This is a genomic window from Tenggerimyces flavus (assembly GCF_016907715.1).
Lineage (GTDB): Bacteria > Actinomycetota > Actinomycetes > Propionibacteriales > Actinopolymorphaceae > Tenggerimyces > Tenggerimyces flavus.
In genome coordinates this window covers 7,198,605-7,223,789 of sequence record NZ_JAFBCM010000001.1, presented here as the reverse complement: position 1 = coordinate 7,223,789, position 25,185 = coordinate 7,198,605, and the positions used below count along the sequence as shown (strand labels likewise).

Annotated in this window: 7 protein-coding genes; 4 read left to right on the top strand and 3 right to left on the bottom strand. The window is 67.5% G+C overall.

Annotated features, from left to right (window positions below):
• The 4 genes from JOD67_RS33605 (at position 1) to JOD67_RS33590 (ending at position 22,739) form a co-directional block, all read left to right on the top strand.
• Positions 1-17,820, top strand: a complete 17,820-nt coding sequence (locus JOD67_RS33605; protein ID WP_443734893.1) for a glycosyltransferase — start codon at positions 1-3, stop codon at positions 17,818-17,820.
• Complete coding sequence (locus JOD67_RS33600; RefSeq protein ID WP_205121709.1) at positions 17,817-18,212, top strand: hypothetical protein; 396 nt, start codon at positions 17,817-17,819, stop codon at positions 18,210-18,212. Before JOD67_RS33605 ends, JOD67_RS33600 begins: the two co-directional genes overlap by 4 nt.
• A complete protein-coding gene (locus JOD67_RS33595) occupies positions 18,100-19,377 on the top strand; it encodes a ParB N-terminal domain-containing protein (RefSeq protein WP_504970695.1) in 1,278 nt (425 codons plus the stop codon). Before JOD67_RS33600 ends, JOD67_RS33595 begins: the two co-directional genes overlap by 113 nt.
• A 98-nt stretch (positions 19,378-19,475) precedes the next feature.
• Positions 19,476-22,739, top strand: a complete 3,264-nt coding sequence (locus tag JOD67_RS33590) for an AfsR/SARP family transcriptional regulator (protein ID WP_205121707.1) — start codon at positions 19,476-19,478, stop codon at positions 22,737-22,739.
• A gap of 129 nt (positions 22,740-22,868) precedes the next feature.
• Here JOD67_RS33590 and JOD67_RS33585 read toward each other — a convergent pair whose 3' ends face one another.
• From JOD67_RS33585 to JOD67_RS33575, 3 genes are all read right to left on the bottom strand, one after another.
• Complete coding sequence (locus JOD67_RS33585) at positions 22,869-23,663, bottom strand: hypothetical protein (RefSeq protein WP_205121706.1); 795 nt, start codon at positions 23,661-23,663, stop codon at positions 22,869-22,871.
• 115 nt (positions 23,664-23,778) lie between these two features.
• Positions 23,779-24,447 (bottom strand): hypothetical protein, encoded by a 669-nt coding sequence (locus tag JOD67_RS33580; protein ID WP_205121705.1) that lies wholly within the window; start codon positions 24,445-24,447, stop codon positions 23,779-23,781.
• Between the two features lie 4 nt (positions 24,448-24,451).
• Complete coding sequence (locus JOD67_RS33575) at positions 24,452-25,183, bottom strand: hypothetical protein (protein ID WP_205121704.1); 732 nt, start codon at positions 25,181-25,183, stop codon at positions 24,452-24,454.
• Positions 25,184-25,185: the final 2 nt, after the last annotated feature.

Genomic DNA, 25,185 nt, shown 5'->3' with positions numbered 1-25,185 from the left:
GTGTCTGCGCAGCGGCCGGAGGATGAGTGGGAGTTCGCTGATCGGCTTTTGAGCATTGTGGGTTGGCCGGACGCGGAGGACGCGACGGTGCGTGCGTTGGCTGATTGTTGGGATCGGGGCGCGGATTGTGTGGCGGCGACCCGTGACCAGGGTGGTGGTGTGAACGGCCGGGTCGCCGAGGGGTGGCCGGACTATGCGGGTGGTGCGTTCGCGACGCAGTTCGCGCGGTTGTTGGACGGTGCGCCGGGGAACATGGGCGAGCTGGAACAGTCGATGCGGGACCAGGCGACCAGTGTGCGGGCGTATGCCGACATGGTCGAGTACGCCAAGGCGCAGATCGTGATGGAGTGGGCGGTGAACCTGGCCGCGTTCGCGGCGACGTTCTTCCTGCCCGCCGGTATCGGGCTGGTGGTGGGTCCGTGGCTTCGCGGGAAGATCGTGGGGATGGTGTCGAAGCGTCTTCTCGCCATGCTCGCCTTGGTGGGTGGACGGGTGGGGAGTATGGCGCTGCCGCGGATCGTGGGGTTGTTGGCGCAGAAGCCGTTGGCGAAGTTCGTTCTGGGTGGTGGGGTGCTCTCCCCGGTGGGGGAGCATGTCAAAGAGCAGATGGAGGAGCTGTTCATCACCGCTGGCGCGTTGACGAAGTCGGGTCGGTGGGGCGACGACGAGTTCGCCGAGCAGCAGTTGGAACACACGGCGTTGGCGACCGGGATCGGGACGGCGGCGAACCCGACGGTGCGCAACACGATGGGCCGGTTCTTCGGTGGTGCGGTGGACTGGTTGGGGTCGAGGCTGCATGTTCCCGACGGTGTCCGTAAGCATTTGGTGATCGCGGCGACGTCGGGTTCGACGAACGGTGTGACCTCACCGATCGGCTCCTACTACGCCAGCACGATCCTGACACCGGAGCAGGTGTATGACCGCAGCCTGGCGTCGGCGATCGGCGACGGGTTCGTCGATTCCGCGATCGGTGCGGTATCGCGGAGCAACCCCCAGGTCGCCGCCGGCGACGCCGGTTCCGCTCTGCGACGCCTCACCACCACACCACCTACACCACCCCACATCCCACCCCCCACACCACAAGCACCACCCGCCCCGGCACCCGCGCCACCCGCACCCGCGCCCGCGCCCACACCAGACGGCCGGGCACCATCGACACCCCCACCAGGACGCGCACCAACACCCACCCCGGGCACACCCATCCCCGGAAGCCCACCGGCACCCGCGCCAGCACCCACACCCGGCCCCGCGCCCACACCGGCACCCACACCGGCACCCACACCGGCACCCACACCGGCACCCACACCGGCACCCGCGCCCACACCGGCACCCGACGGACGCGCCCCCACCAACCCCACACCAGGACGCACCCCCACCCCCACACCAGACAGCGAAACCGCCCCGGCCCCACGCCACACCCCCACACCGGACGGCGAAACAGCGCCCGCCCCCGGCGACACCACAACACCAGCACCAAACGACCAGACCGCGCCCACACCAGACCACGCACCTACCCCGCCACCAGCCCCAGACGGCGACACCACACCCACCCCCACACCGGCCGACGGCAGCCTCGCCCCATCCGACGGCCAACCCACACCCGAGCAGCAGCCGGCTCCGGCCGAGGCCGCGGTCGAACCGATCGTCGCGGAAGGGGGCGGCGCCTCCGGCGAAACGGACGTCGTCGACCAACCAGTAGTCGATGCGGAGAACGAGACGGGCGCCGACACGGCCCCGGTGGGCGGGACTGAGACGGCGGCGAAGGGAGCGCAGACCGCCGACACGTCGACGCCGGCCACCGCGCACCAGACCACCTCCGAGACCACCTCCGAGACGGGCGCGACTGGGGATCCCACGGCCGAGACCACCACCCGAACGACCGTCATGCCCTCCGCGGCCACCGGCTCGGGTCACACGACCGTTGCGGCCACCCCGACCCCGACCCCGAACACCGGCACCACCGTCCCGGCCTCAGGCACTCCAGACGCCGGTGCCGTTCCCGCCGCAGCCTCGGGCAAGCAGCCGGCCTCGGAGGAGACCACCGACGAGAACACTGACGAGGCTGAAGGGATGGCTGCCGCCACCATCCTTGGTGCCACCGTCGACTTCGTTCCCGACACGTCGACGTCGCAGGACAAGCGGCTCGGCAGCCCATCCAGCAACGGTTTGGTGGAGGTCAACCCGCTCAACGGTGGCCTCTACCTCAGCGATCAGGCCGAGATCGCCGCGACCGTCCGCCAGAACGCCCCGGAGCTGGGCGGCCTGCTCGGCCAGTGCGCGATACTCCCGCTGACTCCGGAGCTCCTCGGCCAGGTCGACCCAGACGACTATCTTCAGCTCCAAGCGGTCCTCGACGACCCCACTGTCGCGGCCGGGTACGTGCCGTCGCTGGGCGTCGTGGTCCGTCCTGGCCGCGCACTCGCCGAAGTCGTTCCCGCCGTCACCGCAGCACTCACCCTGGCGACCGACTCCCATGGGAGAACCGATGCAACCAACGCCGACACCGACACCCACGAGGTTTCTGGTCACGCAGGTATTCGACCTGGAGGGGCGGAGGGGCCTGCTGGCGAGCGGCAAGACCCTGGAAGGGAAGGTCCGAGCGGGCATGGTCCTGCAGGACGAAGCGGGTCGTCGGGTACAGATCCTGGCGCTCGAGTTCCTATCCCCGCGGGACGTGGCGACCGGCGAGGTGACGATCCTGCTGGAGCGAACGAACCCGAGCCCAGTGCGTCCCGACGTGGTGCTGGAGTCGGTGGATCCCGCGAGCTAGCACCCGTCCTGCCGTACCGGCGGGAGGGCAGGGCGGAACGGACGAACGCCGAGGTGCTTGCCCGGCCCGGCAACACACGGGTTCCAGCGACTCCACAGGTCGCGCAAAGGCTCGCTACGTACCTGCTACTGCACGTCGATCTGCAGGGAACTGTGCTGGCTGACATGACTCCGGCCCACATCGCCGACGTGGAATGGATCATCGTCACCGATCCCGCGGAGCTCGCGGTCTTCGACGCGGAAGGCCGTTCGGCGGTCACCACCATCACCGATGATGGCAGGATCCAGGTCCGGCTCGGGCCGGCCGCGTTCGACAACCTCGCCCTGTTGGCCAGGATCGTGCTCCACGAGCTCGCTCGCGGCCATCAGATCCGCGTCTGGCCCGCTGACGAGCTCGACCCCCACAGCCCTGATCTGCTCGTCCAGGCCGAGGCCGCCCGCCGCACGGCCGGCACCGTCAACTGGGACAGCCACACCATCACCGCTGACGGCACCATCACCAACTGGCGGGCACCAGGCGGCGACCAGGTCGTGGCCGAGGTGGAAGAACGGGTGGGTGCTCCGTTCCAAACTCTCGCGGATCACCGAGCAGCCGATCTGCCGCGGCTGGTCGCGGCAAAGGAGGCGGCCGACCAGGAGTTCGCACGAGCGTTCGAGGCGAGAGCTGGCCAGGCAACACTCGAACACCTGCGGGACCTGGCGATCATCGCCGAGGGTGACCTGAACGCCGCACTGACCCAAGCCAACGCCGCGTGCGACGCCCAAGTCCGCGCGGTCGCGGATGTTGTCGCCAATACGGCTGCGATCGACGCGGCTCAACAGGCGCTCAATGCGGCGAGAGAACAGTTTGACGAGGCAGCACGGCAGGCTCGCGAGGCCCGAGTCGCTGGGGATCGGCCGCCCGCCGAGGTCGCCGCGGCAAAAGCTGCCGTACGCAACGCCAAAGCGCAGCTCGCGGCAGCCGACAAACACCTCGCCGACGCGGTTCGAGCCGCGGACGGGCGCCAGGCGACGTTGATCTTGACCGGCGCCGACGGCATCAGCCGCATGGTGAGCATCTCCAACCTCAGCGGCACCCTCATGTCTCTTGATGCAGCTCCCGAAAGCGTTCGGGAAAGCCCGATCGTTGCCGTGCAGGCGGTTGTCGTCAGCCGAGACGGAACCTGGGTGCCGTTCACAGGACGGCCGTTGGGCCTGCATAGCAGCTGCCACGACGTTGGCGCCCTGTCACCCGAACACCTGGCGCAGCTGCCCGAACAGCAGCAGGCCGAGATCCGCGACCGGCTCGTCTTGGAACGTCCCGCGCCGCGCACCCCGGGCGATGCCGGTATGCGTCAGATCCAGGAGAACCTCGAGGAGATCCGCCGCGACCTGCCACCGGGCACGGCGATCGAGGCCGTGGGCAACTCCTGGTACCTCATCACCACACCGGGCGGATCGCAGGTGCTGCTGGGCGCGCAGCGCGGCGAACTGAACGGTGACAGCGCGGGCACCGCGCCGATGCTGGACAGCGCGGGCACAGCGCTGACCGCGGCGGGAGGCCGCCCCTGCCTCACGACCACGATGACGCGGGCATCGGGCAGCGCGGTGATCGACGAGTTCTTCGACGGACCCGCGAACGCGAGACTCGCGGCCGACCGTGACGAAGCGCTGTTCGCCGGTCAGGTCGCCGGCCTGGTCGTCCGCATCGACGAAGGCGTTGCAGCGGCCGGTGAGCCGCTGGGGCGCGCCTTCGGTGTCGAGGACGTGCTGGCGATCGAGGGCCATGTCGCCGCGACCGAGGTGCGGGTCAAAATCCGACAGCTCCTGAAGTGGCGAGCAGCCCGCGACGACGCGGAGGTCAGCCCGTGGACGTGGTGGCGAGCGGAGCTGGCCATGCAGCGGTGGCTCAAGGAACGCGCCCGTGAGCTCGGGCTATCGAGCAAGAAGCGCGCCGGTGAGTTCGGGCTGACGAGCGACGCGCCGGGGTTGGTCGCTCGCCGAGAGCTGCTGACGCGGTACGGCTACGGCGACGTGGCCACCATCGCTGACACGTTCGGGGCGACGTGGGCAGCGAGACCACGGTTGCCGATGACGGCGGACCGGTTCTGGGTCGCCGAGACCCTGCCGCGCCTGGCCGTTGGGGCGGGCGCGAGGTCGATCGAACATGTCAGCGACGACCTGTTCATCGTGCACCTCCGGGACGGCAGGACACGCACGATGGCGGTCGCAATCAACGGAAAGGTGAGCCTGGCCGGCAGGACTGCTGACGTCGTGATGCGTTACCCCTCGGCGATCGAGGTGTCGGAGGGTGAACGGATCCTGTCCGCCCAGACCTCGCGACTAGTGGCAATGGACGCGCTGGCGCTGCGGACCGGGCTCACCCTGCAAGAGACGGCCGAGCAGGCCATGGCCGGCCGGTTCGGTCCCGACCTCCTGGTGATGCACGCGCTGAGCGAGCAGGTGACCGACAACTCGCAGCCGTCCCCGAACGACTACGACTCGGTCGGCTGGTGGTCTGCGCATCGTCAGCAATACGCCCGAGCCTCATGGCGCGAGAAGCTGCTCTTGCGCAGGCGCGCGAGGGAGCGCGCGCACGACGAGGGGCTGCTTCGGGCAGCCTGGCGGATGGCCGGCAGTCCGGACTACGACACGAAGATGATGGCGTTCTTCTACGTCACCGACGAGCTCGGCTGTTCAGACCTGGTCGAGTATGTCGAACGGATGAATGGCGCACGACGGAGCGTCCGGCCGCTCGCTGAGGTCGGTGCCGATCGGCGACGGCTGTACCAGCCGCGCTTCGATGCGGCTGCCACACGGAATCTGGAGCAATGGCTGGACCCGCTGCTGAGACCGCTCGGTCTGGGCGTCATCTTCGACGGCACGCAGCTCAGTGTGATCAACCTGAGCGGTGGCAGTCGCAGCACCCTGCTGTCGATGACGATCGAACAGGCAGAGCTGGAAGGCCTACACTGGGAGCTGTTGCATGGGCGCGGACCCAGCGAGTACGTCACAGCGATCCAAGACGGCCTCGACTACTGGCGCGGGAAACAGGCGCTGTTGACGGCCGTCTGTGTCGCGATCGAGCAACACACTCCCCCCAGGGCTGATCCGGTGCCAATGCGCGTAATGCTCGCGTTGGCGCTATGGCAGCACCACGTGGGTGAGGCGCAGGGACCGGACTCCATTGTGCTGAGGTCGGACCTGCGCGCGTTCCTGCGCGAGCTGGTCGACGACCCCAACATCGACCTGACCGCGTTGCCAGCCGAGGTCACGCAGTTCCTCAACGAGGCGACCAGAACGCGCGGGGGTCCCAAGCACAGCGTGTCGATCGGCGCCCAAGAGCAGGAGTTCCTGGCGAACATCCGGGACGCTCGGCCCGTTCCCTCCCGTATCCCCTCGTTGCGACGTTACGGGATCTCGGAGGGCTTGCAGTGGATTCCGATCTCGTTCGTCATGGGTACGCTCGGCGTGGCTGCCTTCGATGTCGCTGTGTGGCAAGCCCTGCTCGGTATCGCCTTGTCACTGCCGCTCGCCTACGCGCAGATGATCCAGAAGTACCGCACGGACCTGGGATTCGAGATCGAGCACCTCGAGACGATCGAAGCCAAGTCCGCGGACGAGGTACGAGCGAGCAGGCAGCACGCGGACGCGGTCGGCCGCCAGATCGAGGCCGAGCTGCTCCCGATCCTCCAGGCGCTCGACGTCACCCTGCCGGAGGCCGCGCAGAGCCGGCGCACCGACACCGACTTGTGGGTGCGCCGGGCCGCCGACCCGCCGACCGGAAAGACGTCGTTCAAGTACCAGCTGATCAAGACCAACATTCCGTTGCTGTTCTGGGGTTCCTTCCAGGCACTCATCAATGCTGGCTTGGCCGCCGGTCAGTGGACATTGGCGGCCGCGATGGTCCTGATGTTCGTGTTGCAGTTCCTGACTCTGGCGAAGGCCGAGTCGGCACGCGGCGGTTTCACCATCGCGCGCTGGAACCGGCAGCTCGCCTTCAAGGCCTACCTCCGCAAGGAGCGTCTCGCCGCCGTTACGACCGCGTTCCGCCTGCGAGCCAGTGTCGCCGCGGTGTGCGAGTCGTTCGGCGTGGACGTACCGGCCGCACGGTTTGCCCCCGGTCGCCGCCCGGTCGACTACTTCGTCAGCAGGCCGAGGCACCCACACAACCTGTCCCGTACCACGACCTTCGTCAACAAGGTCATCAACCGAGGGCTGGGCTGGGGCGTACCGAACATGCTGTCGGCGGGAGCGTTCGCTCCGTTCGACGCCCCGGTGGCGTTCGCCACGCTCTGCGCCGGCGTCGGCAACGCCCTCGTGTGGCCGATCCTCGAGGTGGACATCGAGCGCAACACCGAACACCAGATGGTCCTGCTCGCCAACCAGCAGACTGGACATGCGGAGGCTGGCAGCAGACAGGCGACCGACGAACAGCTCCAGCGACTCGCCGCGGTGTTCCAGACGCTGCTGACGACGCTTCGGCCGCAGTCGGACGCCGCCGGCGACCAGACCTCGCGTATCCCTGGCACGAGAGTCGTTCCGGGTGGCATCTCACCCGAGCAGCTGGTCCCGTACCTGCCGCCACTCCTGCGGGTGATGGCGTCAGGAGCCGGGCCGGGCTTCGCCGAGGCCGGGATGATGTCCGCCGGCCTGCTCACCTCGCTCGCCGCGACTCGCGAGGGCGCGCAAGCGATCATCAGCGCCGCCGTCTACACGGTCCTCACCAGCGGTGTCGGCGTCGCCGCGAGCCTTGGGTACCTGATGCAAGGTCCCGAAGGATCACAGGCGCTGACCGCCGCACAGGCTTTGTATCTCCACCTGCGCGAGCTCGCGCGAGGCAATGCGGCCTTCGAGAGCTACGTCGAGGAGTTCATCGGCCGGCTCGAGCGCGGATTCGCTGCCGCGGCCGATGCTTCTTCGGGCCCGGCGTTGCCGTACGTGCTGGGGCCTGGGGAACTGTCGAACGCTGAGGCGGCCGTGGCGTTCTGGGCCACGGGTGAGCATGTACCGGCGTTGGGATTGGGCACCGTGGGCGCGGTCGCTGGCGGTGCGGTGGGTGTGCGCGCCTTGTGCGGGCAGATGTTTGCGGGGGGTTTGACGGGGGTCGATCTGAGTGATCCGGCGTTTGCGAACGTGCGGATCGTGGTGAACGGCAAGCCGGATCAGCTGACCTACCTCGACGCGAAGGGGCGGTTGGCGGAGACCACGGTGATCAATGGTTGTCCGACGATTGTCTTGGGCTTGGGTGCGTTCGCGACACCGCGGCGGTTGATGCGGGTGCTGGCGCATGAGTTGGAACGGGTCAACCAGGTGATGTGGTTGCAGCAGAATCCTGGTCTTCAGGTCGATGAGCATGATGAGGGTCTCTTGGCATGCGCGGTTGCGGCGGAATCTCCGGTTGGGCAGTTGGACGCTGTCGAGCAGCGACTGACCGGCCGTGATCTTGCCGAGATCGCCGCCAGCGACGACTGGCAGGCCGTGACGCTTGGCGACGACGGTGTTGTGCGGGTGGTGGACCCGGACACGGGAGATGTGACCGCGACGTTGGTGCGGTCGATGATGGGACGCGACTGGTCGGCCGATCCGGGCGCTCTGGAGCAAGCCGTCGGCGCCGGCCGGTGGCAAGAGCTGCTCGACCTTTCCAAGGGTCGGGTCGCCAGCGAGGAACAGGCTGCTGGGGTGTGGGAGGCGGTCGAAGCCGGAGTGCGCGCCGCGGGAGAGGGCGCGACAGCCTGTGTAGCGGTACGGACGGCCAACGGCGGTGCGCAGACGGTGGCCGTGGAGTTCGACAACGGCGTCATGCGATATGCGCAGCCGCAGCGGAGTGCGATCGAGCACCTCCTCGCGGACGGGCAGGTCACCGCGGTGGACGTCATGGTGATGAACCGAGCTGGTGAGCCGGTGCCGCTACCCGGGGTACGGCGTCGCGGCGTGTTCAGTACGGAACAGATGTCCGACCCGTATCTCGCGGCGCTGAAGGTGGCGTTGCGGGCGGCGCAAGTGGCGGCGGGGCAGAGGACAGGGCAAGACCGAGCCGGCGACGACGTGCTGAACCTCACGGTGTGCTCGTGGGAAAACGAGAAGGTGGGCGTGCACGTCGGAGGATTGAGCGGGGTCGTCATCAGGCATCTCGAAGGGTTCGCCAAGGACGGTCACAACGTGGTGGGAGTCACCCGGCACGAGTTCTCCGAGCCGGGTGTCCCGCAGCCGCCGACCAGGGTGGTGCAGGTGGAGGTGGAGCACGAGGAGGGGGAGCAGGTCGGTACGGTGCGGGTTGTCCAGGTTGCCATGCCGCCGGGATTCACGACGTGGGACGATCTCCACCGCGGCAGTGAGACCTGGGCCTTGACGGTCGGTGAGTCCTTCGTCAACCCGTTCTTCGACTTCATGGTCGAGCACGGCTATCTGCCGGACGCGGTGATGACCCACGACCAGGTCAACACCAATGGTCTGGCCAGGGTGGCGAAGGCGATGGGTGTGCCGCTGGTGGCGGAGACCCATTTCCCGGAGTTCGTCGAGACCAAGGGCAAGGTCGGAGTCTGGCAGTTCGTCTCGGAGTCCTTTGCGACGCGGGTCGCGGATGCTCGGATCGCGGTCTCGGAGATCGTCGGGAAATCGTTGACATTCGTTCACAACCTTGCTGCCGGCGCGATCCACGTGATCGGCAACGGTGCCAACCTCGCGGCGTGGGACCGCGACAACGTCGACACCCGTCCCGAGACGATCGAGCAGGTCCGGGCGGGGATTCCCGCCAGCGCGGCCGGCGCCCCGGTGGCTTATCTGCACCAGCGACTCGGACCAGCGGAGCAGGCCGTCGCGGCACTGGGCATCACGACCGGGGATCCGGCTGGCGCCGACTCCACGATCGTCGCGGTGGCGGAGCGAGCCGAGCAGGTCCTGGCCGCTCTGGGCGCGTTCACGGCGCGCGACGACGTCGACAGCGACGCCGTACGTGCGGCCACCTCCCTGTGGAGGCACGTGGCGGTGGCGGCGGACCAGGCGTCACAGGCCCAGGCGGTTGCGGTGGACGGACTGCCTGAAGACGCCGAGCTGATCTTCTTCATCGGGCGGCTGGAAGAGCGCAAGGGTCTGCATGATCTGTTCACAGCGTTGTGCGCTCTCCATACCGAGCGCCCGAACGCCCACGTGGTCCTCATCGGTGAGGGTACCTATAAACCCACCCTGGTGGACCTAAAGCACCACCTGGAGACCACTGGCGATGAGCAAGGTCGTCGGCTGCGGCCCGGACAGGTGCACTGGCTCGGGAAGAAGTCCCCTGAGGAGGCCGCGCAGATAGCGGTCGCGTGCGACGTCGCGGCCACGCCCAGTTCCGCCGAGGGGGACCCCTTGGTGGTCAAGGAGTACGCTGCCGCCGGCTTGGCTCAGGTAGCCACCGCGGACGTCGTCCCGTTCGTCGTGGACCGCGTGACCGGCCTGTCAGTGCCAGTCGGAGCGCCCCCCGCGCTCGCTGTCGCGCTCGGCACGCTGCTGCGGGACAGAACGTTGGCCGCCCTGGTCGCGGCGAACGCCCGTGCTGAGCTTCTCGCGAGGCACACCTGGCCCGCCATCGTCGAGCAGATCATCCAGATCCTGCGGGACGCGATCCGCCTAGGCCCCACCCACACCCCGGTCACCCCGTATGTGCCGGCCACCCGCAACGTCACCGACGTCGCCCGGATCCACATCGCCACTACCGACCCGACCGGCTGGACCCTGAACTCGCCCGACGGCGAAGGGCTGGCTCCTCGCATCTCCGACCGTGGCATCTATTGGAACCTCCCGCTCGCTCCCGGCACCACCGATGTGGGCTACATGCTTTACCACCATGGCCAGCCGGTCACGATCAACGGCACCTCCCGCCAGACCCTCGCTGTCACCACGGGCACTGGCACTCCCGGCCACGAGGTCCACTACACCCTCACCGCGGATCCGCACACGCTCACGAAGACACGACCCGCGTTGCCGTACGTAAGGGAGGACGGCGAGCTCTCCAACCAGGAGGTCTTCGATCGTCGCAACGACCCGACCGTCGATTCCAGTGAGCAGGTCGTGCTGGACGAAGACGGACTCCGCAACCTCGCGCGGCAAGCCTACGAACACGGGCTCACCACGTTCGACATCGACGACCCCGCGAACGCCGATGTCGACTTCGTCATGGCCATCACGCCGGAAGCCTTCGCCTACCTCGACGCACAGGGGCGGCTGGCCGAGAGCACCACCTCGGTAACCCCCGGCCGGCGAACGGTCGTCTTCGGCATTGGTGCCTGCCAGGATCCCCGGCTTGCGCTCAAGGTCATGCTGCATGAGCTCAAACGTCTCGACCAACTCGCGGTGCTTCACCAAGAGCACGAGAATCTGGCCGACCTCGACGAGCACGACCTTGCTCTCTACGCCGAAGCCGTCGTGGCCCACAACCGCGTCGACGAGCTGGACTGGGACTCCACCGCCTTCACCGTCAGGATCAACTCCGAAGGCATCATCATCACCAGCTGGACACCCGCGGTTCCGCTTGCGGACCTCGAGTACGACGCCGTCAAGTTGAGCGACGACGTGGTGGCGGTGGCGGCGGACGCCGCGGCGTGGCTGAGACCGGGCGACCCTCCTCCTAGCGTTCCGAACCAGCTCGTCGACACGGGACACCTGGAGCGGACGATCGGCACCGGGGACGCACGGTTCCAGACAGTGAAGAAGCGGGACGACATCGCCACCGTCTACAGCGCGATCGAGGAGAAGGTGCGTCACGGGTCGTACGCCGTCATCGCCGTGCGGTCAACCGACGGGACCCTCGGGGTGACGGCCATGACGCGCAACGGCTCCGCTGTCGAACACTTCGACCCGCGTACCGGGACGACGGTGCTGGAGCCGATCGTGCCCGTCGAGGACATCGAGCAGGTGGGGTTCCTCGTCGTCGACGGCGAGGGCGAGCCGGTGCCGTTCGCCGACTTGCCACGCGAGAGGACGTTCAGCACCGAGCCGATGACTGCGCCATACTTCGCGGCTCTGCCTGGTCGGGCGAGTCTCGACTCTGTCCTGCAGGTCGCCTGGGAGTACGTAGCGATCGAAGGCGGCCTCGGCATCGTCTTGAAGAATCTCCTGCCGAAGCTCGCCAGTCGCGGATGCAAGGTGACGATCTTGACCCGGCAACCCGTGGTCGAAGAGACCGGGCGGCCTGCTCCTGGGACGGAGGAGCGGACGGTCGATGGAGTACATGCCATCGCGACCGGGCTGCGGAAGGGATCCCAATACCGAGAGGACTATCTCCGCGATGACGTGATCTGGTGCGCGTCCACCGAGGACGAGATGGTCAACGCCTTGTACGACTACATGCAACGGACGGGAAAACGTTTCGCGTTGGTGCAGGGCCATGACTGGGTCACCACTCGGGCCGCACAGGTGCTCAAGGAGGCCTTCGGCGATGCCATCCGGTTCGTGCTCCACATTCACGACGTAGTGGTGGCGCGGTGGTTGGGTTCGGTGCGCAACCCGCTCGTGGCGCTGAAGTACCCGTTGGAGTGGATACGCGCGCGATTCGCCGATGCCGTCATCGTCAACTCCCCCCACAACAAGGCGATGGCGGGGTGGGTCGACGAGATCCCACTCGACAGGATCAAGGTCATCCCCAACGGTGTCGATATCAGCAAGCAGGTCGTCGACCGCGGCAGCATGAATCACGCCCAGGCTCTCGCCGACCTCGGATACCCCCCGGAAACGATCCTGATGTTCGCCTGGGGACGGATGATGGCGATCGATCCGCCGCTGTCGGGGCACCTGCCTGTGTACGACCCGAAGGGCTACACGTACCTCATCGAGGCGATGCCGGCGATCAAGATCGCCGTCGACCACGTTCGACTGCTGCAATCGGGCGCTGACTTCGGTGGAGAGCGGGACCTGCGGGATCAGGTCGACCAGCTCGTCCGTGACGGACGGCTGGCCGAGGACGACGTGCGCCTTGCCGGTTTTCTCTCCAACGAGAATCGGGACAATGCGAAGGGCGTGGCCGATCTTGTCGTCGCGGCTTCCCCCTACGAGGGCTTCGGGCTCACCCTCCTCGAGGCGGGGGCCGCCCGCGCGCCGGTGGTCGGCACCGCAGTATTCGCCTCGATGGAGGACAAGGTGACCGGGCGGGTCGTGCCGGCGATGGATCCGGTGGCCCTGGCCATCCATGTGATCGCCGCGCTCCTCAACCCGGACGTGACCGCGCGGTGGGCCGAGAACGCGTTCGCGCAGGCGATCAGCGACAGGTTCGACTGGAACACCATCGCGCAGCGAACGGTCGAGGAGGTCTACATTCCCACCCTGGCGGCCGATTCCCGACCCATCAGGGTCGGCACTCCACCTGCGATCCCAAGCAACGGCAACGTCTTCGACGTCGCCGAGGTGTCCCTTAACGTCCCCGACGGCGACGCCGCAGGTTGGACGCTCAGCAACGCCGCTGGCTCGGATGAACCCTCGCTGGAGGGCCGCCCACCCGACCGCATCGAAGACGGGGTCGCCTACTGGAGGGTGCCACTCGCCGGCGGCGCGACTGAACTGCACTACCGCCTCCACCACGGCGAGGAAACGCTCGTCGTCCATGGGCGAACGGATCTCGTGCTCGAGGTCGACACTGGCAGAGGCACGCCTGGGCATAAGGTGCGGCACGACACGGCCGACCCTGATACCACGACCACGACCGAACAGCAGGAGCCGCTACCGACCGAACAGCGGGCGACGGCGACACGGCGGGCGCTCACCGATGCCGAGATCGCCGCCAAGGGCATAGCGATGGCGCAGTTGCTCAGGCTCCTCCCCGTGCCGTTGCCAGCGGGCATGAGACCCAACGCGGCGCTCCTGTTCGCGATCGAGACCGCCGCGCGAGCCACGTACGGTCTCCCGCCAGACTTGACGAGGCTCGCCGAGCTCGCTCGCGAGACTGCCGTCGAGGGCCAGCTGTGGCCGAGCCTTGCCGGTGGGGAACGGTTTACCGCCGCGTTCTACCCCACCAGCTCGACCGAGCTGAACGTGAGCGGGGGGCGCGCTGGCACCCGCCTGACCATGGAGCAGCTGCAGGAACGCGGTCAGGACTGCGTCACGACCGCAAAGGACGTCATCCGGGACATCTATGCGGTGGAGGCGAACCACGAGGCGACTGTCGTCGTACGGACGACGACGTACGACCCGCTCACCGACTCGTTCGCCACGAACGATTGGCCGGTCCGCAGCGGCCACCGCGGCATGATTTGCTACCTCGACGTTCATCCTGCCGTGCAGGCCGCCGAGCCCGAGTGGCTCTATAAGCCGGGCTGGGAACCTGGCGAGGCCGGCGTGGTCGACGTCCACTTGTGCGCAGTCGCACCCGACCCGACGAACCCCGACGCGATCCGCGCGGTGCCAGTGCTGCCGTACGTACGGGAAAGCGCGGATGAGCGCACGAACGTCGCTGTGCTTGCGCGTCCCAGCGACACGGCAGTTCCACCTACGACGCAGGTCGCCGCGGGACTGGCGGCGTACCTGCTTGAGCACCTCGCCCTACGTGGGACGGTGCTGGAGGGTATGACACCGGCCGATCTCGCCAACGTGGATTGGGTCGTGGTCGCCGATCCCGACGAGCTCGCAGCCCTCGACGCCGAGGGCCGTTCGGCGGTCACCACCACGAACGAGCGTGGCCAGATCCAGGTACGGATGGGACCGGCCGCGTTCGACAGCGGCTCCTTGCTGGCCAAGATCACGCTCCATGAGCTCGCTCGGGTCCGCCAGTTCCAGACGCGGCCGGCGGACGAGCTCGACCCCCACAGCAAGCAGCTGCTCGCCGAAGCTGTCACAGCCCGCCAACGAGCCACTAGCGTCGACTGGGGCCGCCGCACCATCAACGCCGACGGCACGATCACCTCGCCTGCCGAGGCGATGATGAGAGTGGTGACGGAGCACACGACACAGGTCGCTCGTGCCAACGACGTCATGCTCAACTGGACAGCACCGCAGACACTCCGAATGGTCGGAGGCGCACCGGAGAAGTGCTGGGAGATTCGGATCGTCATCGGCGATCCGCCCGACTCGATCGGGCGACGCGAGACGCCGGGAACTATGCAGCGGCAGTACATCCAGCCGACGGTGGGCGCGCCCTACGTCCAGATCACGCTCGACGAGACCTTGCCGCCGGAGATCGCAGCCATCATGTTCTGGGGACAGATCATCCTTCTGGCTCGTGGGATCGATCTGCCCGGAGAACCTCGTCGGCGGGGTGGTGACGCGCTCATCGACGCGGTGACGGCCGAGATCGACCGGCAGGTGGAGCTCATGCTGGTCGTCCGCGAGTCCGCGCCCGAGATCGCCGATCGCCTCTTCGGATTCGAGGTGCTGAGGGATCTCCTGGAGACGATCCGCCGGTCCGTCGACGCGCTCCGGAGGGAGGCTTCCGGATGGGTCGGGATCCGCCCGCTGATGGTGTTGGTCGGACAGTTCGACGGGATCTTGCGCGGCCTTCAGCGCTACGACGCTGAACACCTCTTGCCTGCTGAGGTCGATGGACAGCAGGCAGGCTGGGGGGTCATCGCCGACTTCCAGCTCCTCGACCCCGGAGCGATGACCGACGTCGCGGCAACGACCGAACCGATCGCCTTCTGGGAGCTCCATCCGCTCGACCTGGCGATAGTGACGAGGACGGTCGAGGATGTTCTAGGGCGCGAGCTCGTGGACAGCATCCTCGGTGAGGTGTCGCTTCAGATCTTGCTGGACACCCTGGTGATGAATGACTCGACCACCGGCGCCAAGGTCACGACGCCGGTCGGTCGATCCCTGGCCGGTCTTGCCGTCGCGCTGGTCTATGGATGCCGTTACATCCATGCGCAGCGTGGGGTGGCCTTCGACTTCCTCCGGCTGGGGGAGGATCATGCAACGTTCGCACGCATCAACCACGGCGAGCTGCATCGAATGCTCGCGCTGGCATCGACCCGCGAGATGCTGGTGGAACTGTTCGGGGCTCCTGGTGATCCAGCTGCCGGTGCGGTGCCAGTTGGTGACGTGCCCTGGGATTGGTTGTTGAGTCCGGACGCCGGAGACATCGCGGTCGAACGGTGCCGGAGAACCAGAGGGCTTCTCGGGAACCGTGGCGCCCAGGTCCCCGAGGCGTACTCGACGTCGTGGTTGGGTGACCGTGCTGTGGCTGTCGAAGGGTCCCGGTACTTGACCGAGAGCTGGCATACCCTCGACCGAGCCTGGCGCAGGCCGTACCCCGCTGACACCTCGGTCGAGACGAGGTTCGCGCGGTGGGAAGCACTATCAGGAGTCTTCCAGAAGCAGTACGAGATTCATCTGCTGATGGTCGACCTAACAGCTGATCCCACCGTCGATCCCCTCGACAACAGCGGGGCCTTCGCGTCGCTCGTGACCGCGATCGGGCAGCTGCACGACCTCGTAGTTGCGTTCAACGCCGTGCACGATCCCTCGGGCGAGGATCTACGCGGTATCGACCTCCTCGGCTTCGCGGAACTGCAGCGGCTCGAAGGACTGTCCGATCACCGGCACCTGATCGACATCCTGCACCACGCCGCGATCGTGAAGCTTATGCAGATCGCGTTGCAACAGGCCGCCGCCGACGGCGTCCTCGGTCAGTCGGACCTGGGAGCAGGGGACATCGAGACGTTGACGGCGCCCGCGCTCAGGTATCGCCACCTGGTGTTGGACCTCACCCGCGAAGCATTGGCCGACCATCTCAACGACGAGGAGGTCCTCGGTCGGCTCGATCTGGCCCAGCTGCTCCGCGGCGACGGTCTCTACGTGGACATCCGGCCACCGGGGGAGTCCAATCCGCTCCTGCGGGGAGGGGCGGCGTTCGTCAAGTGTGGACCGTTCGTGACGATGGCGGCGGCGATGGCCCATGAGCTCGTCCACCTGATGCAGGCGCCCTGGTGGGCTGAGCTGGAACGGATGGAAGCCCAAGATCCGGATGCAAGTCCCGACGAACAGCGTGGGGCGCTCGTCCGACTGCGCGCGGACCAGGCGTCTCGGTATCAGTGGGTCTTCCTGCAAGGCTTGGTCCGGCACTACTTCGGTCTTCCCAGCGGCGAGCGGACGAACCCGATGGACGTCGTTCCGCCGCATCTTCGACCCCTGGTAGGCACCTGGCCCAACGCCGAACGGTACCTCGCTACCAGCATGCGGACCTATGTCGAGATCCTGGCAGACGGCACCGTGTGGGTAGAGGGTGAGTTGGCGTCGACCAGCCCGCCGGACGACTCGCCGATCCTCCAAGCGCTGCGCGCGTCCGGGCCGTCGCCGTCAGGCCCGAGCACCCCGGCCACCCAGTCGGGACTGGCCGATCCGTCCGCGATCGCCGACTACGCCGCGGCCATGCGGGCGCTGGAAGGCGACTGGCCAAGCCAGCCTGTGGCGGTTCGGGTCCAGCGGGTCGAAGAGGCGCTCAACGTGCAACTGGCCAAGAGCGGCGTCCCGCCGGTTCGGCTTCTGCCCCGGAAACTGCCTCGGAAGGTCGACGGGCGGTTCAACGCCGCTACCTGGACGGTCAAGATCGACGAATCGATGATCCAGGCAGATGATCCCACATGGTTCGCCGGGCTGGTCCAGTGCGTTTACCACGAGGGACGGCATGCGGAGCAGGCATATCTGATGGCTCGCCTGCTGGCCGCCCGAGGCGCCAGCATCGGGACGATCCTCAAGACGTTGTTCATCACGAACACCGACGTGTTGGCAACGGCGGTGGACAATCCGCTGGTCGCCGGCTCCGCCGAACTCGAAGCGGCCAAGAGCTGGCTGACGAGTGTCGTCGGTGAAGGTCTCGAGGCCACGAACAGGCTTGTGGGGAAGGAGCTCCCGGCTGCCAGCAAGAAGTACGCCCGGGCGAAGGAGAGATACCTGAAGAAGAGGGCGGACAAGTCCATCGACTATGCGGACCGGATGAGCCTCTACCAGGATGTGCTCGACGCCAAACAGGAGTTCGAGGACCTCTACGAGCAATATCGCCGGCTTCCAGAGGAGGCAGACGGTTGGGCCGTCGGAGAAGCGGCGTCGCGTGCCTTTGGCCGTCCTGTTGTGCCGCCGCCCGTCGACGTCCCGCCTCCTCCTGTCCCGTGAACGTTGCGGAGCGCGCCCAGGCTTGGGCACAAGCAGTGGCTCAGCTGTCCGACCGCACCGTGGCGGCGGTTGCTGAGGCGCTCGACATCGACCCCGCGACGCTGGTCGACTGCGGATACCAGCTCGAGACCTCCACGCTGCCGCCGGGGGTTGAGGACGTGGTGTTCGTCCCGGCACGAACGCCTGGGGAGATCGCCTACGTCGAGCTCGCCGTGGATCTGAGCATCGACGAGCTGGCCGGGGCGTTCGGTCCGGCCGAGCAACTCCCCGCCAGGTTGCATGGCGGAGGTCAGGTGGCGTTCGACGGCATCCCTGGGCTCGCCGTCGTCGCGGACACCGACGAGGACCGCGTGCGGTCCCTCACGTTCATCCTGCTGGGCGCCGGCACATAGGACCGGCGCCGCGCGGCATTGGGACGGCATCGAGACGGCATTGGGGGCAATCACACTGATTGCCGGCGCGCACGAACGTTCCGTTGTAGGGAGATCCACCATGACATACGAGGCGACATCGGATGCCGCTAGCGAGGGGGGTGCGACAGCCAACTGGTCGGAGCACCAACTTGCCGGAAGCCCAGTCGTCCAGCTAGCTGTGCGCAAGGTGCGGCCGGCTCGTTCGCCGCGCGCGGGTGGCGAGAACGAGGAGCACATCCGCGTCCTGGCCGAGTCGGTCGGCCACCTTCCTCCGATCACCGTGCACAGTCCGTCCATGCGGGTCATCGACGGCATGCATCGCCTGCGCGCCGCCATTATGCGTGGGCAGACGACGATCGCCGCGCGGATGTTCGAGGGGAGTGACAGCGATGCGTTCGTCCTTGCTGTGCAGTCGAATGTCGCCCATGGGTTGCCGTTGTCGTTGGCGGACCGGACGTCCGCGGCGCGACGCATCGTACGGTCACATCCGCAGTGGTCGGACCGGATGATCGGCGCGGTTGCCGGCGTCGCGCCGGGGACGGTACGAAAAGTCCGTACCCGGCTGAGCCAACCAGCGGATCTGCCGGACGCACGTGTGGGACGCGACGGGCGAGTCCGTCCCATCAACGGAGCGACTGGCCGTCAGATCGCGAGCGAGCTCATGCGCGACGACCCGACCGCGTCCCTGCGCGACATCGCCCGGGCCGCAGGGGTATCCGCGTCGACTGCCCACGACGTTCGCCGGCGACTGCTGGCCGGTCTCGACCCCGTTCGGCCGACCCAGCGCACCGCCACGACGGAAGGCAAGGCGGAGGAGGTGCGGTCCAGTTCCGCGCCCGCCGTCCAGGCGGGTCTGACCGCGGTCCCCGCGCAGCGACGGCCGGTCGCCATGGCGGACAGCAGGGCAGGCGTCCTCCAGGCATTGCACCGCGATCCGAGCCTCCGCTACACCGACTCCGGACGGATCCTGCTGCGCTGGCTCACCTCGGAGATCTCCGATCGTACGGAGCGCAACAGGGTCCTCGACGCGGTGCCCGAACACCTTGTCGGCAGGGTGATAGCGCTCGCCGAGATCGAGTCGGAGGCCTGGCAAGCCGCTGTTGACAGGCTGCGCCAGCACAGACCGGCCGTCGCCTCCGGGTAGCTCAACCGGTCGACGTCCGGAACCGGACACGACGAGTACCATGGCAGGGCAACTCCTACTGTGCCTATCGGTCAGTAGACGCCGTGCTAGGGGTGGTCGTGACGGAGCTCCACTTTCGTGTCCTCGGTCCGCTGGAAGTAGCCGTCAACGGGGTACCAGTGGAGATTGGCGCGGGCAAGCAACGCGTCCTCCTCGCCGCCTTGCTACTGCATCGCAACAGGGTGGTATCGGTCGAGAAGCTGATCGACCTGCTCTGGGACGAGTCGATGCCTGCCGATGCGTCCGCTGTGGTGCAGAAGTACGTGATGCGGTTGCGGCGGCTGCTTCCGGGTCAGGTGATCGTCACCGACGGCGGTGGCTATCGCCTCGTCGCGCCCCCCGGCAGCGTCGACCTCGACCGCTTCGAGAAGTCGGTGCGGCTGGCCGCCGAGGCGGCCAGCTCGGGCCAGCTCGAGGTCCAGGCGGACGACCTTCGGGCCGGACTGGAACTGTGGCGCGGCGTCCCAGCGTTGTCGAACATCCCTTCCGACATGTTGCAGCGCAACGAAGTGTCGAAGCTCAACGAGAAGTATCTCGACGCCCTGGAACGTCGAATCGATGCCGATCTCGCGCTCGCCAAGCACGACGACCTGGTGAGCGAACTGACCGCTCTCGTGCACGAACACCCGCTGCGCGAACGGTTCTGGGTGTTACTGATGTCCGCGTTGCTCGCCGCGGGCCGGCGGAGCGAGGCGCTCGCCGCGTACCAGCAGGTCACGGCGGTGCTGTCGGACGAGCTCGGCATCGCGCCAGGTCCGGACCTGCGAGAGATCCACGACGAGGCCCTGCATAGCGACGAGGCTGGCCGTTTCGCTAAGCCCGCTTCGGATTCGCTCGCTAGGCAACGGATCCCTCGTCAACTTCCCATTGCGCACGCCGCCTTCGTCGGCCGGGTAGCCGAGCTGGAGTGGATGACCGAAGCGCTCCAGGCCGCCGCTGATGGCCGGGCTGCCCCGGTCGTCCTGCTGACGGGAATCGCTGGCATCGGAAAGACCGCTTTGGCCTTGCAGGGCGCGCATCGTGCGGCCGAACGGTTCCCAGACGGGCAGGTCTATGTCGATCTGCAGGCCTACTCCGACTCGACCCCGCTGCGGGTAGAAGAGGTACTCGGGCAGTTCGTCCGGGCGCTCGGTCAGCCGTCGGAGACGATGCCGCTGCTGCGCGGCGAGCTGATCGAGACGTTCCGTACTCTCGTTGCTGGCAAGCGGATCCTCGTCGTGCTCGACAACGTCGGCACCGAGTCGCAGGTCCGTGATCTGCTTCCCGGCACACCGGGCTGCGCGGTCGTGGTCACCAGCCGCAACGAGCTCGCGGGGCTCGTCGTGTCGCCTGGCGTGAAGCGCATCGACGTGCCCACGCTGTCCGCGCCGGAGTCGTTCGAGTTGCTGAACGAAACCTTGGGCGACGCTCGTGCGGCTGCCGACGAGGAAGCGATGGACGCGCTGATAGCGCGCTGCGGTGGGCTCGCGTTGGCGTTGCGGGTGGCGGCGGCGCACCTGTCCATCCGGCCGCAGCTGCCCGTTCGGCAGTACGTCGATCACCTGCGGAGCAAGGGCGCGATCGTGGCGCTCGGCGTCGAGGGGGACGAGCAGGCGAGCCTCTCCGCCGCGTTCGACCGGTCGTATCGTTGGCTGTCCGGCGATCAGCAACGGCTGTTTCGCCTGCTCTGCTTCGTTCCTGGGCTCGACTTCAGCGCTGGGGCGGCCGCCGCGATGACTGGCACGCCCGCGTCGGTCGTGGACGACCGGCTCGAGGGGCTGGCCTCCGCGAGCCTGTTGTTGCGGATGACTCCAGGGCGCTACCAGCTGCACGATCTCATCCGCGCGTACGGGCGGGCCCGCGGCATGGAGGAGGAGAGTCCGGAGAGCCGGCTTGCCGCGCGTACGCGGCTGTTCGAGTACTACACGGCGCTCGCGGACGCCGCGGCAGGCTCGACGATCAATCTGAGCAGGATGCATCGACCAGAGTCGGCCTACGCCGTCGAAGTGGCGAACGCGACCCTCGCGGACCTGGACGACGAACGTTCGGCGATCGTCGCCGCGGTTCGCGACGCAGCAGAGGAGGGGCCGGTCGAGGCGGCCTTCCATCTCGCGGATGCCTTCCGGGCGTACCTGATGCTTCGCAGGCACGCGGTCGACTGGAAGATCACGGTCGAAGCAGGGCTCGCCGCGGCGCAACGAGCTGGGTCCGACGAAGCGATCGCCGCGATGCTGAACAGTCGCGGCGCCTTGCACTATCTGGTGGGCGACCTGCGGCGCGGGTACGACGACTGGAGGGCTGCGCTGGACCGGTGCGAGCGATCCGGTACCGGCCCGGTCGGCACGATCCAGGCCAACCTCGGGATCGCCGCGCTAACGTTGGGAGATCGCGAGGCCTCGTTCGTTCACCTTCGCGCCGGGATGGACGAGCACCTCCGCGCTGGCAACCTGACGCTGGTCGAGACCACGAGGGAGAACCTCCTGGTGGCGTTGGTCAGATTCGGAGACCTCGAGGAAGCGGTACGCCAGTCCGACGTTCTGCGCAAGGCGATGGCGGGTTCGCCGAACTGGTACCGCGCGAACGGGTTGGCCGCGTACGTCCTCACCTACGCGGGCAACCTGCGCGACGCGGCGGGCGGCCTCGCCGACGCAGCCGAGGCAGCACGGGATACCGGCGATCCCCGGACGGAGCTGACACTCCGGCAGGATCTCGCGGCGTGCTTTCTCGAGCTCGGCATGGTGAGCACGGGGTTCGACTATGCGCAGTCGAACGTGAGCCGGGCCGAGAGCGGCGGCTTTCGCGAACTACTGAAGGCGGAAGACGTCATCGCGATCGCATTGGTCCGAAGAGGCGACTTGCGCGGTGCTCGGGCGCACTACCTCAAGGCATTGCAGATTGCCCGTGCCATCAGCGATCGATACCGCGAATGCAGCGTGCTGGTTGGCCTCTCCGATCTCGAGATGGCCGACAGCGAGGTGGACGCCGCCGCACGGTGGGCGCGGCAGGCGGTCGACCTCGCGCGTGGGTCCGACTTCAGGCTGCGCATCGTCGACTCGTTGAGCGCGCTGTCTCGTTGTCTGGCAAGGCAAGGCCAGCATGGAACCGCCCGCTCCCATGCTGAGGAAGCGATCGCGATCGCGCGGGAATGCGCGTATCCGTTGGGCGAAGCGCACGGTGTCGCCGCGCTCGCGGGCGCGATCGAGGCGGCCGAAGGCTTCGAGGCAGCAAGGTCTGTCTGGCTGCGATCCCGGCACGCATATAAGGCGATCGAGTCGTTCCGAGCTGGGGAGGTCGCCCGCCACCTCGCCAAGGCCGCCGCACCTCACCACGACATCGGCGCATAGCGGCGTCGCCGCGAACGCGCCCCGGCGGGAACGCGCGATCCGACAGGATCCGATCCGAGAACCGGTCAATCGGATCGCGACGTCGTTCAAGCCCCTTTGATGCGGTGCGGCCACGCTTCGCCTAATCCGTCAGAGCTTGGACTGGACGATCTTGGCGAACGGCACCTCCAACTCGTCGCGCAACCGGCGCTTCGACGCCATGTAGTCGTCCTCGCCGGCGATGCTGCCCGAAGCGCCGAGTTGGAAGGTGCCGCCGACGGATCCGTTGCCCACGTAGACCTGGGAGCTCGAGCCGGTCCAGTAGGAGTCCTTGCCGAGATCCATCCACTGGTCTGGGTACTTTGTGCCGGCCTTCTTCTGGCTAGCCTTGCTGCTGTCGAATCGATCTCTGGCTTCGTCGCGGGAGAGGAAGCCAGAGAACGAAACGAACAGTCGCAGAGGTTGATCGTCGTAGGCCTGCAGGTCGCTGGTGATCTCGTAGTAGCAGCTGACGTTGCGCGGGGTCTGCTTGCCACTGTTCGGGCCGAAGAGGAACTTGCCCTTCTGACATTCGGTCACGTTCACGTCAGTGGTGGACGGGATGACGGAGGTGATCTCGGCTTCGCTGAATACCTCGCCGGCGTCGGGCCACGTCTTCGGATCGGTGTTGGCGCCATCGCTGGCGAGGTTGATCTTCCATCGGTTGCCATCGGGTTTCGGGTTGCCGACCGGCGCCTTCCCAGCACTCTCGGTGAGCGCTGGCGCACTGGGGGTCGGCTGTTCGGCGCTCGGACTCTCAGCCGGCGAGCTCGGTGCGTTCGACCTCGGTGCGTCCGAGCTCTCGCTGTCCGAACGGGTGGGCTCGATGGCGCCACCACACCCGGTGAGCGACGCCGCGGCGATCAGGGCGATGCCGGTGAGAAGGAGTTGTCGGATCGGAGGCATGGTGAGGTTCAGCCCTCTCAGTTTCGGATGGCTGCGAACGGATTCCGCAGATCCGCCAGGATTCAAGACCGGCCGCCGGTAATCGGCGGGATGTCCTGAAGATGCCAAGCGCGAGCTAGCTCGCGCTGACGAACTCTTCGCGCGCTTCGTCGAGGTAGATCGCACCGTTCGCGATGAGCGTTTGGGCCGCACGCAGGCAGCGGGCGAGGACGCGTTCGGGATCGCTCTGATCCGGATCGGCTGGGACGACGCGTCGGCCGGCTTGGGCGAAGATCTCACTCACGTGCCACAGGCTGTCGCAGGTATGTCCCCATCGCCAAAGCTCGTACGTGAAGAGTGGCACGTTCACGACCGCCTGAGCTCCGGGTAGCCCGATGCCGTAGCGCGACGGTTCGTCGCGGGTGTTGCCGATGCCGCTCAACAGAGACCTGGTCCGGACCACCTTGGCGAACTCCAATGCCCCAGCGGTGCCGGGTGTGACCTCGACGACCAGGTCCTTGCCGATCAGCTCGTCGAGCACCCGCGTGGCGTCCGGAATCCCGCCCATCCGGGCGGCGCCACCGACTGCCTGCAACGTCCATGGCGCCGTGTCGTGCTCCCCGGGCAGGCCGTGCGCCAGTGCCCAGATACCGAGCTGGTCGTTGCCGCCGAGCGGGTAGATCTCCCACCCGATGCGGAGCAGGTGGGACTCCAACTCGGCTCCGGCGAAGGGGTAGTTCGCGCCGACGTAGTGGCCGATCGGGAAGACCAGCGGCTCTTGGTTGCCGTTGCTGGCTGCAGCCATGGCGTCAGTCCTCACGACCATCGTCAAGGGATTGGGCTGCACCGATTCGGAAGCCGATGTCGAGACAAGCGGCCTTGCCGAGGAGCAGGGCATGGATCGACCCGAGGAAGCCGGTGAAGAGCTTGGTTGGGTCCGTACTCTCCGGGTCCGTCGACTTGGCGCGAGAGGCGACATCGACCGCGCTCAGGCAGGTCGCCCAGAGCGTGTCGTCCATCGACGACCACTGCCAGACGTCATAGATCGGATGGGTGACCTGAAGGATCGGTTGCCCGAGGAAGCCGATGCCGAACAACCACGGCTCGTCCGCGGTGTTGCCGAGGCCGAGCATGAGCGGTACGACACGGTGGGCCTTGGCGAAGGCGAGCGCCTCGTCCGTCGCCGGCCTGACCTCGACCAGCAAACCTGTCTCCATCAACTTGTCGACGACCTCGTAGACCGCTGTGAGACCCGCGACCCTGGCGAGTTCTTCGACCGCCTGTCGCGTCCATGGCACCTCATTCTTCACCGCCTCGGGCGAGCCGTGGGCGAGGGTCCAGACGGCGTACTCCTGGCTGGTCAGATCGTGGAACGTCGCGCCTCGGCGTACCTGTTCCACGACCTCGTCGGACTCGACGCGGTGCTGCGCGCCTACGTGGTGACCGACAGGGAAGAGCAGTCGTTCGCCGCCCTCGCCTCCGCTGGCGTGGGGCGCCGGCTGGACCGCCTGCCGCGGTCGGTCAGCTGTCTCGGTGGCCACCT

Bases quoted from the DNA above. Each gene is read 5' to 3' on its own strand.
- JOD67_RS33595 (WP_504970695.1), top strand. From the start codon at position 18,100: ATGGCGGAGGTCAGGTGGCGTTCGACGGCATCCCTGGGCTCGCCGTCG.
- JOD67_RS33585 (WP_205121706.1), bottom strand. From the start codon at position 23,663: ATGCCTCCGATCCGACAACTCCTTCTCACCGGCATCGCCCTGATCGCC.
- JOD67_RS33580 (WP_205121705.1), bottom strand. From the start codon at position 24,447: ATGGCTGCAGCCAGCAACGGCAACCAAGAGCCGCTGGTCTTCCCGATC.